The organism is Vibrio sp. LB10LO1 (genome assembly GCF_010092875.1).
In the GTDB taxonomy this organism is placed as follows: domain Bacteria; phylum Pseudomonadota; class Gammaproteobacteria; order Enterobacterales; family Vibrionaceae; genus Vibrio; species Vibrio campbellii.
The window spans coordinates 65757-78653 of the sequence record NZ_JAADJW010000025.1; the positions used below are offsets into that span (position 1 = coordinate 65757).

The following is a 12897-nucleotide window of genomic DNA, read 5'->3' on the forward strand; positions in this document are numbered from 1 at the left end:
ATGTCAAACGGTCGAATTCTTCACACCATGCTGCGCGTGGGTGATCTAGACAAATCTATCAAGTTCTACACTGAAGTCATGGGCATGCAGTTGCTTCGTACTAATGAAAACAAAGAGTACGAATACACGCTGGCGTTCCTTGGTTACGGTGATGAGTCTCAAGGTGCCGTGATTGAGCTGACTTACAACTGGGGTAAAACCGAGTACGACCTAGGCTCTGCATTTGGCCACATCGCAATTGGCGTAGACGATATCTACTCAACTTGCGACGCAATCAAAGCAGCTGGCGGTAACGTGACTCGCGAAGCGGGCCCAGTTAAAGGCGGAACGACTCATATCGCTTTCGTTAAAGACCCAGATGGCTACATGATTGAACTGATTCAAAATAAACAAGCATCAGCAGGCCTAGAGGGCTAACTCAGCCTCTCCTACTGAAACTCGCAATTATTTGCAGGCAGGTCTGAGACCTGCCTTTCTTTTATCAACAAATTACTTTACTTGATAATAATTATCGTTTAGATTCACCACCAACATCGACATGTGGGATAACGATAATGATCAGTGAATGGGAAAAACACACACTTCTAGCCGATACGGCACTTCAACTAGATGACCCTGTTCGCAGCATTCTTCATTACCAGCAAGCCCTTAGCCTGAGTGAAGATATTAGCGAATGCGTGGAAATAGAAGCCGACGAGCGATTATTGATTTCGGTGATTTCATGCCACAACCTTGCCCAATTTTGGCGCTGGGCAGGCGACACAGAATATGAGCTCAAATATCTTCAACTCGCTTCTGAGAAAGTGCTGACGCTGATCCCTCAATGTCCAAATAGAGATTGCGCAAGCTTTATTGATTCAATCGGCTGCTGTACTAAGGCCCTCATTGATTTCATGAAGCGCCATCCAAACCCTGTGATCGCAAAGCAGGTCGAGAAAATCGACACAGCAACCAATTGCGAAATCATTGCTAAGTTCCGCTTAAACTAACATTCATTATATGCTTAAGCGGCAAGCAACTCTAAGCGACTGCCAATAGAATCAAACAGCGTCAAAAGGATAAAAAACGCCAGAGTCAGACTCTGGCGTTTTTGTATTGGTGAATATTTAAGATCAAACCTGGGTGCGCCCTAGTGAAATCACCACGCGACGGTTCTTGTCTTTACCTATTGGTGACCCATTATCTGCAATCGGACGACGCTTGCCGTAGCCTTGCACTTGAATACGCTCCCCAGATAAGCCCAAAGATTCGAAGTAACTGCGCAATGATTCCGCTCGTCGTTCAGATAAGCTTTGGCTCGTACTTTTACCATCTGTCGAATCTGTGTATGTCGCCACTAACACCAAATCGATATCTTGGTTATGGCGAACGTAATCAGCGATTTGCGCTAAACGTTTCTTCGAAGCTTTAGTTAACTGATCACCTTGACGCTCATAATGAAGAATCGTGAAGGCAATGTCTTCAAAGCTGTACTTCAGCAAGTTAGCAATGCAGCTGCTAAAGGCGTTGTATTTGTTTTGGAACAGTACCGAAGACAGCGCCACCTCAATACGCTGATCTCGGCTCTGCCAGTCTTGGTAGCTAAACGTTGGATAGCGGCCTTTTTCTAGCTCAGAGAGAATGCCCCACGCGGTTTGCCCGCCGACGTAACCATCAAACTGTTTGAAGAATTTAAGGTTACTAATGCGATCCGCATTCTCTCCCGGACGCCAAGGTGGCGGCATAGAAATCAAACTGACATTGCGCGTTTCACCCATAGGGCGGAGCATCTTCAATTCAAAATCCAAATTGATTTTTTTACTTGCATGAGATGAAAATACCGCGTCACCAAATCCTGGGATTGGATGTACAAGCTGACACTCCAACGGCGTATTCATCACCATTTCCCACTGTGATTGCTGCGGTGTGGCAACGTAGCGCTTTCCCATCGACGCAAAGCTGTTTGCGCTGAGTAAAGACATCAGGACACCACTGGTTACTAGCCATTTATTCATCTAGGTACTTCTCTCAAACGGCAGTCTATTGCCGCTTACTTGAATCAATTAAAAACATGCCAACTAATGCAAAAATCCCGCCAACATAGAGTTTGCAAGGGGATATAAGGAGTTAACGCTCACTTTGGCAAGTGCATAAAATGGTAAATAACATCGCGAGAATAACAGGTGCACGTTAACCTTGTTTTTAGTTATAACCCTTACTGGTTAACGGGAAATAGAATTTTACATTTCTCCCAAATTGCGGTTTTTCTCATCGGTAGAATCTGCAATAATGCAGCCTTCGTCACACAAATATAAGCCAACATGACAATAGAAAATGAAGCTCTGACCCTGAAAAAGCGTTTTCGTGGTTATTTTCCAGTGGTAGTAGACGTTGAGACCGCAGGTTTCAATGCTCAAACTGATGCACTTTTAGAAATCTGTGCCGTCACCCTTAGCATGGATGAAAATGGCGATCTGCATCCTGCCTCAACCATTCATTTTCATATCGAACCATTCGAAGGCGCGAATTTAGAAAAAGAAGCACTTGAATTCAATGGCATTCGTGACCCATTCAGCCCTCTTCGCGGTGCAGTATCAGAACAAGAAGCACTCAAAGAAATCTACAAACTGATCCGCAAAGAGCAAAAAGCGGCAGACTGTTCCCGTGCCATCATGGTGGCACATAACGCTGCTTTCGACTTGAGTTTTGTTAATGCAGCAAATGAGCGCTGCAAACTCAAAAGAGTCCCTTTCCATCCATTTGCCACTTTTGATACCGCAACATTAAGTGGGCTTGCTTATGGTCAAACTGTTCTCGCTAAAGCATGTAAAGCTGCAGGGATGGAATTCGACAATCGTGAGGCACACTCAGCCCTCTACGATACACAACAAACTGCAGAGTTATTCTGTGGCATCGTCAACAAATGGAAGGCCCTAGGCGGTTGGCCGCTTGTCGACGAAGAATAATAAGTAAACACAACATATTAGGAAAAGTATGAATCCTGTCGTTATATCTGTGTGCGTCATGCTCGTGTTAGCATTGATGCGCGTAAACGTGGTGGTTGCCCTCACGTTTAGTGCCATCGTTGGTGGCCTTGTTGCTGGCATGAGCCTTGGGGATACGGTTGCCGCATTTGAAAGTGGCCTAGGCGGCGGTGCGACTATCGCACTGAGCTACGCAATGCTAGGTACTTTCGCTGTTGCAATTTCTCGCTCTGGCATCACTGACCTTCTTGCAAAGAGCGTTATCAAGCGCCTAAATGGTAAAGAGAGCTCTGCGTCGACTACGGGTCTAAAATACGCAGTATTGGTTGCTCTTGTACTTGTAACCATGTCATCTCAAAACGTGATTCCGGTACATATCGCCTTCATTCCAATTTTGATCCCACCTCTTTTGGGCGTATTCGCTAAGCTGAAGCTGGACCGTCGTTTAGTTGCTTGTGTGCTTACCTTTGGTTTGATCACACCATACATGGTTCTGCCTATCGGCTTTGGTGGTATCTTCCTTAACAATATCCTTCTAAAGAATCTGCATGACAACGGTCTAACCGATGTTGTGGCAAGCCAAGTTCCTACTGCAATGCTATTGCCAGGTGCTGGTATGCTGTTTGGTCTTCTGACGGCAATCTTCTTTAGCTACCGCAAACCTCGCGAATACAAAGAAACTGAACTGACCGTTGTTCAAGAATCTGAAGCGAAGCTAAATAAGAAGCACATCATGGTTGCAGGCTTGGGTATTATCGCAGCGTTAAGCGTTCAGCTTTACACAGGCTCGATGATCATTGGTGCATTAGCTGGCTTCATGGTATTCACTTTCGGCGGCGTTATCGCGTGGAAAGAGACGCACGATGTGTTCACTAAAGGTGTTCACATGATGGCAATGATTGGCTTCATCATGATTGCGGCGGCAGGTTTCGCTGCAGTAATGAAGCAAACTGGCGGCGTTGAGACGCTTGTACAATCGCTATCAACCAGCATCGGTGACAACAAACCTCTTGCAGCACTATTGATGCTTATCGTTGGTTTGTTGGTAACAATGGGCATCGGCTCATCGTTCTCTACGATTCCAATCCTTGCGACTATCTATGTTCCGCTATCACTCGCATTCGGCTTCTCACCAATGGCAACTATCGCCCTTGTTGGTACGGCCGCTGCTCTTGGTGATGCCGGCTCTCCTGCTTCAGACTCAACGTTAGGTCCAACATCAGGCCTAAACGCAGACGGTCAGCACGAACACATTTGGGAAACCGTAGTACCGACATTTATCCACTACAACATCCCTCTGATCATCTTTGGTTGGATTGCTGCAATGGTGCTGTAATCGCATCATCGGATGGATACAATTCGTTACGAAAAAGCCGCTCAATGAGCGGCTTTTTGTTGTCTGTTTTTTAGAAAATCGGTTTCAACTTACTGCGCTGGCATATTGTCGATAATACGTTCGCGAATGAGCTTCAACGTGTTTTCTGTCGACACATAATCTACTTCAATTGGGAAGTAAGCGTCGTTAATTTGCAGTACCAGACTCGGGTAAGAGTTAACACCTAAACTCTTAGCAAGACTCAATTGGTCTTGGAAAACACCTTCCAGCAAAGTGCCATCCATATCGTTCTTAAACTGCTGAACGTTTAAGCCAATCTCTCGTGCTAGTTGCAAGTGCGTTGCTTCTTCATGAGGCGGCATCGCACGTAAGTAGTAAGCGTGTTGAATCGCTTCTAGCATTTGCTCATAAGAGTCTTGGAAGCCTGCGGCAATAACAGCGCGGCAAGATTGGTAAGTGCTGCGCACTGGCGTACACAACGTCCAGAATTCGTAGTTAAACTTGGTACCAAGCTGGCTTTCAATTTGCTTCCAAATCTGCTCAATTTTTTGCTGCATTTCCGGAGGCATTGGCAGATTAGTATCTGGCGCAAGCCCACCCACAACATACTCAAACTGAATCACACCCGGCAGTTGCTGCTTCAATTTTTCGATGGTTGGTTTGTAACCCCAACACCAGCTGCACATTGGATCATGTACGTAGTAAAGCTTCAAGTTCATTCCACTAACCTAAAAAAGAAAAAGGAGCCAATGCGGCTCCTTTGTATTCTATCGCCAAATGTGAGTATTTACGAATTACTCAGCGTCACCTTCAACGCGTGCTGCAGCTTCTTTGATAAGAGGCTGAAGTTCACCTTTTTGGAACATTTCCAAAATGATGTCACAACCACCGATCAGCTCGCCTTCAACCCATAGTTGTGGGAATGTTGGCCATTGAGCGTATTTTGGTAGCTCAGCGCGGATGTCTGGGTTTTGTAGAATGTCTACGTAAGCGAACTTCTCGCCACATGCCATTAGCGCTTGTGCAGCTTGAGAAGAGAAACCACAGCTAGGCAGTTTCGGTGATCCTTTCATGTACAGCAGGATTGTGTTTTCAGAGATCTGCTGTTTGATTTTATCGATAGTTTCCATCGCTTCCTCATTCATGGATGTGAACTTTAATTATTTGCCACATTCTACTCAATAACCACAGAATAAAAACCATATAATTAGTAAGTTTTTAGCCTTGGTATCTTAAAATATTTTCATATCGGGGTTTTAATAAAGTAAAAACTTGCTAAAATACTTCTCAAGTCAGTCGTAACGACTACATATAAATAAAAACACTGGAAGCAATCGAAAGGTAACCCTTTCATATCTATGGAGAATCGAGCAATGGCATTTGAACTACCAGCTCTTCCTTACGCGAAAGACGCACTAGAACCACACATCTCTGCAGAGACTCTAGATTTCCACCACGGTAAGCACCACAACACTTACGTTGTTAAGCTAAACGGTCTTATCCCTGGTACTGAGTTCGAAGGCAAAACACTAGAAGAAATCATCAAGACTTCTACTGGTGGCGTATTCAACAACGCAGCACAGATCTGGAACCACACGTTCTACTGGCACTGTCTAGCGCCAAACGCGGGCGGCGAACCAACTGGCGCAGTTGCTGAAGCAATCAACGCAGCATTCGGTTCTTTCGAAGAATTCAAAGCGAAGTTCACTGACGCAGCAATCAACAACTTCGGTTCTTCATGGACTTGGCTAGTTAAGAAAGCTGACGGTTCTCTAGAAATCGTTAACACTTCTAACGCAGCAACACCACTAACAGAAGAAGGTACTACTCCACTTCTAACTGTTGACCTGTGGGAACACGCGTACTACATCGATTACCGCAACGTACGTCCTGATTACATGAACGGCTTCTGGGCTCTTGTAAACTGGGACTTCGTAGCTGAGAACCTAGCGAAGTAATTTACTTCCCCCTAAGTTCAATTTAGTCATAGTTAAAAGCTCGCATTACTGCGGGCTTTTTTATTGCTTCTCAAACCTATTTCTTCAATTAATCCCCTCTTTTCCCTAAAGTTCTTCCTTCTGTTGCCGTTAAAAGTGCATCAAGCGAGGAACACCATGCAAATCCATACTTTAGACAAAGCAGCAATCATCAACGAACTTCAGTTCGGTAATGGTATCAACCATGCCGTGCACGAAGGCCGTCGCGCTGATTTCTCGTTAATTCTATCTATGTTTTCGAATGATGTTCGAGATGTGGTTCCAGTTGAAGAAGTACAAGAAGTCATCACCAGTGACGACATTCTTCGCCAGCAATTTGGGCTGTCTCAGCCTCAAGCGCTTCGCTCTGATAGCAGCAGCTATGAACTTGCAGCGGAACAAGCAAAACAGTTCCATGATGCTGGCTTACCATCTGCGAAGTTGAGCCATTACCTAAAACCAGACGCGCTAACTTATCTCCCTGAAGACACTTTCAATCTGCCAGAAGAGGTTTACCACAACCTTTCGGGGCATGAGCGTCGTAGCCTAGGCGAGCGTAATAAGCAGTTGCTCCCTGAAGCGGGCTTGTACAACCAACTAGTGACGGCTCAACGTCAGTATCAAATTCAAGTACAAGCTTAACGATCTTCTTTTTCTCCAAGCACTTACATTTGAAGCACGTCAGAAATGTGACGGCTTACAAATTCCTAGACAATAATTCCGACTCAAAAGCGTTACTTTGAAGCTTTTCACACTGAGCTCAAAGAAATTCATCCATGCTGTTAGCACAAACCACTGATGTATTGTTTAACACAAGAAATTACAGTGAAGGTGCTATGGATATCAAAGAATCAATCATCCTCGTTACGTCTGCAGGCTCAGTCTTAGGCAGGACTTGTTCCAACCACTTTGCCCACCTTGGTGCGACGTTGGTGCTCTGTGACCAGAACCCTCATGCCTTAAAGGCGAGCTACGAGCAAATCCGCGCCTTCTCCGACAAGGTCTATGCGATAAACGTGTGTAGTGATAACACCACCTCAATCAATCTATTGTTCGATCAAATTGAGTCACAGCTAGGCGCAACCCCCGACGTCATCGTTAATTGTTGGACCAGCTCCCCAATGCCGAGCTTGATGGCACCAGAACCAATGAGTACGTACATCGATCACCTTTCTTCTGCGGCTCGCTTTCTCTATACCTATGGGCAAGTCAGCGCAGAACGATTCCGTTCAAGAGAAAAAAAAGGGGTTATCGTGAATGTAATCTCACATGACAACCATGAAGATTTGACCGGTGTGGAAAGCATGGCGGCTTTGGTCTCTGGTTTTACTTACAGCTGGGCAAAAGAGCTGACCCCTTTCAATATTCGTGTGGGTGGCGTCATCCCTTCAGTAAACCATACCAGCGAAGATCTAGACGAGCGACATTGGGCTCAAATCCAAGATGAGTTGGTAAGAAATACCGCCTACATTGTCGCAAATGAGTACTTTAGCGGACGCGTCGTCACGACCGAAGTCTAACTCCACACGATTGATAATCACCTTCTGCTGCAAAGCGGCTAAATAGAGAAACAAAAAAAGCCCCAGTCTTTCGACTGGGGCTTTGAGTTTCCCGATTGTAAGTTTCGTGCTAGCGAAAACCTACTTCATAACTAACGTCGTACTTATGCGTTAGCTTTTTCTTTCTTAGCTTTTGGTGCTGCTTCTTTCGCTACTTGGTCTGCTTTCTTCTTGATAACAGTTGTACCTTCGAAAGTTTCGCCTTCAACGAACGCTTTACCGTAGTAAGAAGCCATTAGTACTTCTTTTAGCTCAGTGATTAGAGGGTAACGTGGGTTAGCACCTGTACACTGGTCATCGAACGCTTCAACAGCTAGTTCGTCTAGTTTCGCTACGAAGTCAGCTTCAGAAACACCTGCTGCTTGGATAGACATTGGGATGTCTAGGTCGCCTTTCAGCTCGTCCAACCATGCTAGTAGACGTTCAATCTTCTGAGCAGTACGGTCACCTTCTTGGCTTAGGCCTAGGTGGTCAGCAACTTCAGCGTAACGACGACGTGCTTGTGGACGGTCGTATTGAGAGAACGCAGTTTGTTTAGTTGGGTTGTCGTTCGCGTTGTAACGTACAACGTTCGAGATTAGTAGAGCGTTCGCTAGACCGTGAGGTAGGTGGAACTCAGCACCAATCTTGTGCGCCATAGAGTGACAAACACCTAGGAATGCGTTTGCAAACGCGATACCAGCGATAGTTGCCGCGTTGTGTACTTTCTCACGAGCGATTGGGTCGTTTGCACCGTTCGCGTAGCTTGAAGGTAGGTACTCTTTAAGCATCTTAAGTGCTTGTAGAGCTTGACCGTCTGAGTACTCGTTAGCAAGAACTGATACGTAAGCTTCTAGAGCGTGAGTTACTGCATCGTAACCACCGAATGCTGTTAGAGACTTAGGCATGTTCATTACTAGGTTAGCATCAACGATAGCCATGTTTGGCGTGATTTCGTAGTCAGCTAGTGGGTACTTAGCACCAGTCTTGTCGTCTGTAACAACCGCGAATGGCGTAACTTCTGAACCAGTACCTGAAGTTGTAGTGATACATACAAGTTCAGCTTTCTTACCCATTTTAGGGAACTTGTAGATACGTTTACGGATGTCCATAAAGCGCATTGCTAGTTCTTCGAAGTGAGTTTCTGGGTGCTCGTACATTACCCACATGATCTTAGCAGCGTCCATTGGAGAACCACCACCTAGAGCTAGGATTACGTCAGGTTGGAAGCTCTTCATTGCTTCTGCACCTTTCTCAACAACAGATAGTGTTGGATCCGCTTCTACGTCGAAGAATGTTTGAACTTCGATGCCTTGCTCTTTAAGCAGTTTAACTACTTCATCAGCGTAACCGTTGTTGAATAGGAAACGGTCAGTTACTAGGAATGCGCGTTTCTTACCTTCTAGGTCGCTCATTGCGATTGGAAGGCTACCACGACGGAAGTAGATAGACTTAGGTAGTTTGTGCCACAACATGTTTTCAGCTCGCTTAGCTACAGTTTTCTTGTTGATAAGGTGCTTAGGACCTACGTTCTCAGAGATAGAGTTACCACCCCAAGAACCACAACCTAGAGTTAGAGAAGGTGCTACGTTGAAGTTGTAAAGGTCACCGATACCACCGTGAGTAGTCGGGATGTTTACAAGGATACGTGCAGTCTTCATCTTGTCACCGAAGTAACGGATGCGGTCTGCGTTAACGTCTTGGTTAGTGTAAAGACCAGATGTGTGACCGATACCACCGATTTCAACCATTGTTACCGCTTGAGCAACTGCGTCTTCGAAGTTGTCAGCACGGAATAGACCTAGAGTTGGAGATAGTTTCTCGTGAGCGAACTCATCATCGTAAGAAACTTTACCTAGACCCTCACCTACAAGAACTTTAGTGTCAGCAGGAACTTTAACGCCAGCCATTTCAGCGATTGCTGGAGCAGGTTGACCTACGATTTTCGCGTTTAGCGCGCCGTCGATAAGAAGTACTTTACGTACTTTATCAGCATCAGCTTTAGATAGAACGTGAGCTTTGTGAGAAGCGAAACGCTCTTTCACTTCGTCGTACACTTCGCTAACTACGATTGCAGCTTGCTCAGAAGCACATACTACGCCGTTATCGAAAGTTTTAGACATTAGGATAGAAGCAACAGCACGTTTGATGTCAGCTGTTTCATCGATAACTACAGGAACGTTACCTGCACCTACACCGATTGCTGGCTTACCAGAAGAGTAAGCTGCTTTAACCATGCCTGGACCACCAGTTGCAAGGATAAGAGCGATGCCGTCGTGCTTCATAAGAGCGTTAGAAAGCTCTACAGATGGTTGGTCGATCCAACCGATGATGTCTTTTGGAGCACCAGCTGCAACTGCTGCGTCTAGAACTAGTTTCGCTGCATCGTTAGTTGAGTTCTTCGCACGTGGGTGTGGCGAGAAGATGATGCCGTTACGAGTTTTTAGAGAAATTAGAGATTTGAAGATTGCTGTAGAAGTTGGGTTAGTCGTTGGAACGATACCACAGATGATACCTACAGGCTCAGCGATAGTCATTGTGCCTAGGTTGTCATCTTCTTCTAGGATGCCACATGTTTTTTCGTCTTTGTATTTGTTGTAGATAAATTCTGAAGCGAAGTGGTTTTTGATTACCTTATCTTCAACAATACCCATTCCAGATTCAGCAACTGCTTGTTGTGCTAGTGGAATACGAGCATGGTTAGCTGCAAGTGAAGCTGCGCGGAAGATTGCGTCTACTTTCTCTTGAGAAAATGTTGCGAACTCTTCTTGTGCTGCTTTAACGCGTGCTACTAGAGCATCTAGTTCAGCTAAGTTAGTTACAGGCATGGTGGATCTCCTAAAATAATAAATATTAAAAACTTTTTAGTAAGGCTATTGTCTTTCGTTTTTACTGTTTATCAGCGACTTAACTAACAACCATCTTAGTAAATTGCTTTCAGGGCTGAGTATAATATTTCAGAGTGTGAAAAAAATTGACTTGGATCAGTTCTCACAACTGAAATACCCCCAAAGTAGTGGTTTACCACAACAAAACCACATAACCCATTGATAAACAAATAAATTAAACTTCATTTTTTATTGAACAAAAAAGAAGCAAACGAACTAAAAACTAAAAGAAACAACAACAATCTGTAAAAAAGTTTCATTTTTAGCCAACAAAATTACATGTGGACCCTAATTTTTGTGCTACTGAGAGTATATCGAATACGTCTTATCTCTCTACAAACCACCTTTATTTTTGCGAAAAATGTGCGAATGTTAACGTTTGTGTAAATCAGTATGCTCTCTCACCAACTTTCTACGTAACAATTCGTTTCCAGATTGAATACATTTTCTTCAATAATTAGTTTTTCTCACAAATACTAGCCCAAATACGTTAGTTTTTTTCATTTCTTCCAGCCGCAGTTTTGCCTTACATTACCGCCTAAAATTACCCCCTCTCTTTTTCACTATTGTGAACGTTTACGAGTAAGCAACATGCAGACTTTAGAGTTAGCTATTTTCCTACAGTTTTTCTTAGGTTTGGTCGCAGCAGTGAACCCTGTTGGTATCATGCCAGTGTTCGTGTCCCTAACCGGACATATGACTCCAGAAGAGAAAAGCAAAACCGCCACGACAGCAAACGTTGCTGTTGCAGTGATTTTGATCATTTCTCTTTTTGCTGGTCAGTTACTGCTGGATATGTTCAGCATCTCGCTGGACTCTTTCCGTGTTGCTGGCGGCTTGCTACTTCTGAGCATCGCGTTCTCAATGATGAGCGGTAAACTGGGTGAAGATAAGCAGAACAAACAAGAAAAGACTGAGTATGTAAGTCGTGAACAGATTGGCGTAGTGCCACTGGCGATGCCATTAATGGCAGGCCCTGGCGCAATCAGCTCAACCATCGTATATGGTGCACGCTACCCAAGCGCACTCGACACAGTTGGCATTAGCGTTACCATCATGTTGTTTTGTTTCTGCTCGTGGCTACTGTTCCGTTCTGCACCTTTGATCGTACGTTTCCTTGGCCAGACGGGTATCAACGTAATCACGCGTATCATGGGTCTTATCCTAGGTGCATTGGGTATCGAGTTCATCGCAAACGGCCTAAGAAACCTCTTCCCCGGCTTAGCCTAAGCTTCCAAACTTCTGGTATGATGTTGCAATTCGTTTCATTTTAACGCTGACAGTGCAACATCATGCCTCGCAAGTCTATTAAGCATCATTTATACGTCATCATCTTCGGTACCCACACACGTGCCGGACGCGCCTTCGATATTGCGCTTATTATCGCGATCATTACCTCGTTATTAGTTCTCATCCTAGAGTCACTGCCATCGGTCATGACGGAATGGTCACGTGAGCTGCGTTACATTGAGTACACCTTTACTGCCATATTCACTGTCGAATACCTGTTAAGACTCTACTGTTCCCCAAAACCTAAGTCTTACGCCACCAGCTTTTATGGCGTCGTCGACTTGCTGGCCATTCTGCCTACCTACTTAGCAATATTCTTCCCCGGCGCTTCATTTATGGGCGTGGTGCGACTGCTTCGTGTGATGCGAATCTTCCGTATTTTGAAATTGGTTCGCTACCTGCAGGATTCAAACATCTTGTTGCGCTCCCTTTTAATGGCGCGCCGTAAGATTCTTATCTTCTTTAGTACTGTAGGTATTCTGGTCACCATTTTTGGCGCGTTGATCTTTGTGATTGAGGGGCCCCACAACGGTTTTACGAGTATTCCGAAAAGCATCTACTGGGCGATCGTAACTATTACTACGGTTGGCTATGGCGACATGGTGCCGCAAACTCACTTGGGTAAAGCCATTGCATCCCTCACTATGTTGCTTGGTTACTCGATACTTGCGGTTCCAACCGGCATTATCACCGCAGAACTGAGTAATGAGATGAATGCGCATAAGCAATTGGTTAAGTGCCCGAACTGCAATCGCTCTGGTCATGACTCTGATGCGATGCACTGTAAGCATTGTGGTAGCGAGTTGGCGGATCCTGATAATCGCGTCGTGAGCGCGGACGAGGAAGAATAAAATCGGGAATCGGGAATCGGGAATCGGGAATCGGGAATCGGGAATCGGGAATCGG

Annotated in this window: 13 protein-coding genes; 9 read left to right on the plus strand and 4 right to left on the minus strand. The window is 45.0% G+C overall.

The genetic code is table 11. The features are described 5' to 3' along the window. Together gloA and GXP65_RS17400 are read left to right on the plus strand one after the other, a co-directional pair. Positions 1–417, plus strand: a complete 417-nt coding sequence (gene gloA / locus GXP65_RS17395; protein ID WP_005536423.1) for a lactoylglutathione lyase — start codon at positions 1–3, stop codon at positions 415–417. A 137-nt stretch (positions 418–554) separates the two neighbouring features. Next, positions 555–989: a DUF2753 domain-containing protein gene (locus GXP65_RS17400; RefSeq protein ID WP_005536418.1), complete on the plus strand. Its 435-nt coding sequence runs from the start codon at positions 555–557 to the stop codon at positions 987–989. Between the two features lie 123 nt (positions 990–1112). Here the strand turns inward: GXP65_RS17400 and GXP65_RS17405 are convergent, their stop codons facing one another. After that, complete coding sequence (locus GXP65_RS17405) at positions 1113–1994, minus strand: OmpA family protein (protein WP_045377297.1); 882 nt, start codon at positions 1992–1994, stop codon at positions 1113–1115. Positions 1995–2300: 306 nt separating this feature from the next. Between GXP65_RS17405 and rnt the strand changes: the two genes are divergently transcribed. Together rnt and GXP65_RS17415 are read left to right on the plus strand one after the other, a co-directional pair. Further along, positions 2301–2945 (plus strand): ribonuclease T, encoded by a 645-nt coding sequence (gene rnt, locus GXP65_RS17410; protein WP_005439693.1) that lies wholly within the window; start codon positions 2301–2303, stop codon positions 2943–2945. A 28-nt stretch (positions 2946–2973) separates the two neighbouring features. Further along, complete coding sequence (locus tag GXP65_RS17415; protein ID WP_005430775.1) at positions 2974–4299, plus strand: Na+/H+ antiporter family protein; 1326 nt, start codon at positions 2974–2976, stop codon at positions 4297–4299. Between the two features lie 89 nt (positions 4300–4388). On the opposite strand, the gene GXP65_RS17420 is transcribed toward GXP65_RS17415, so the two are convergent. Further along, positions 4389–5018, minus strand: coding sequence for a DsbA family protein (locus tag GXP65_RS17420; protein ID WP_162093355.1), 630 nt, complete (start codon positions 5016–5018; stop codon positions 4389–4391). 75 nt (positions 5019–5093) lie between these two features. Beyond that, positions 5094–5429: a Grx4 family monothiol glutaredoxin gene (locus GXP65_RS17425; RefSeq protein WP_009707292.1), complete on the minus strand. Its 336-nt coding sequence runs from the start codon at positions 5427–5429 to the stop codon at positions 5094–5096. Between the two features lie 243 nt (positions 5430–5672). Here GXP65_RS17425 and sodB point away from each other — a divergent pair, with 243 nt between their 5' ends. From sodB to GXP65_RS17440, 3 genes are all read left to right on the plus strand, one after another. Next, positions 5673–6257, plus strand: a complete 585-nt coding sequence (gene sodB / locus GXP65_RS17430; RefSeq protein WP_005536241.1) for a superoxide dismutase [Fe] — start codon at positions 5673–5675, stop codon at positions 6255–6257. 156 nt (positions 6258–6413) lie between these two features. Beyond that, the gene (locus GXP65_RS17435; protein WP_162093356.1) at positions 6414–6917 is read left to right on the plus strand and encodes a VC2046/SO_2500 family protein; all 504 of its coding nucleotides are present in this window, start codon (positions 6414–6416) and stop codon (positions 6915–6917) included. Positions 6918–7051: 134 nt separating this feature from the next. Beyond that, a complete protein-coding gene (locus GXP65_RS17440) occupies positions 7052–7795 on the plus strand; it encodes an SDR family oxidoreductase (RefSeq protein WP_051117179.1) in 744 nt (247 codons plus the stop codon). 143 nt (positions 7796–7938) lie between these two features. Here GXP65_RS17440 and adhE read toward each other — a convergent pair whose 3' ends face one another. After that, positions 7939–10641, minus strand: a complete 2703-nt coding sequence (adhE, locus tag GXP65_RS17445) for a bifunctional acetaldehyde-CoA/alcohol dehydrogenase (protein WP_045377306.1) — start codon at positions 10639–10641, stop codon at positions 7939–7941. A gap of 651 nt (positions 10642–11292) precedes the next feature. On the opposite strand from adhE, the gene GXP65_RS17450 reads away from it, so the two are divergent. Together GXP65_RS17450 and GXP65_RS17455 are read left to right on the plus strand one after the other, a co-directional pair. Continuing rightward, a complete protein-coding gene (locus tag GXP65_RS17450) occupies positions 11293–11931 on the plus strand; it encodes a YchE family NAAT transporter (protein ID WP_162093357.1) in 639 nt (212 codons plus the stop codon). Positions 11932–11993: 62 nt separating this feature from the next. Next, a complete protein-coding gene (locus GXP65_RS17455; protein WP_012128542.1) occupies positions 11994–12842 on the plus strand; it encodes an ion transporter in 849 nt (282 codons plus the stop codon). The last annotated feature ends 55 nt before the right edge of the window (positions 12843–12897 follow it).

What these genes read in the sequence shown, in the direction of transcription:
- gloA (WP_005536423.1), top strand. Translation starts at nt 1, where the DNA reads ATGTCAAACGGTCGAATTCTTCACACCATGCTGCGCGTGGGTGATCTA.
- GXP65_RS17400 (WP_005536418.1), top strand. Translation starts at nt 555, where the DNA reads ATGATCAGTGAATGGGAAAAACACACACTTCTAGCCGATACGGCACTT.
- GXP65_RS17405 (WP_045377297.1), bottom strand. Translation starts at nt 1,994, where the DNA reads ATGAATAAATGGCTAGTAACCAGTGGTGTCCTGATGTCTTTACTCAGC.
- rnt (WP_005439693.1), top strand. Translation starts at nt 2,301, where the DNA reads ATGACAATAGAAAATGAAGCTCTGACCCTGAAAAAGCGTTTTCGTGGT.
- GXP65_RS17415 (WP_005430775.1), top strand. Translation starts at nt 2,974, where the DNA reads ATGAATCCTGTCGTTATATCTGTGTGCGTCATGCTCGTGTTAGCATTG.
- GXP65_RS17420 (WP_162093355.1), bottom strand. Translation starts at nt 5,018, where the DNA reads ATGAACTTGAAGCTTTACTACGTACATGATCCAATGTGCAGCTGGTGT.
- GXP65_RS17425 (WP_009707292.1), bottom strand. Translation starts at nt 5,429, where the DNA reads ATGGAAACTATCGATAAAATCAAACAGCAGATCTCTGAAAACACAATC.
- sodB (WP_005536241.1), top strand. Translation starts at nt 5,673, where the DNA reads ATGGCATTTGAACTACCAGCTCTTCCTTACGCGAAAGACGCACTAGAA.
- GXP65_RS17435 (WP_162093356.1), top strand. Translation starts at nt 6,414, where the DNA reads ATGCAAATCCATACTTTAGACAAAGCAGCAATCATCAACGAACTTCAG.
- GXP65_RS17440 (WP_051117179.1), top strand. Translation starts at nt 7,052, where the DNA reads ATGCTGTTAGCACAAACCACTGATGTATTGTTTAACACAAGAAATTAC.
- adhE (WP_045377306.1), bottom strand. Translation starts at nt 10,641, where the DNA reads ATGCCTGTAACTAACTTAGCTGAACTAGATGCTCTAGTAGCACGCGTT.
- GXP65_RS17450 (WP_162093357.1), top strand. Translation starts at nt 11,293, where the DNA reads ATGCAGACTTTAGAGTTAGCTATTTTCCTACAGTTTTTCTTAGGTTTG.
- GXP65_RS17455 (WP_012128542.1), top strand. Translation starts at nt 11,994, where the DNA reads ATGCCTCGCAAGTCTATTAAGCATCATTTATACGTCATCATCTTCGGT.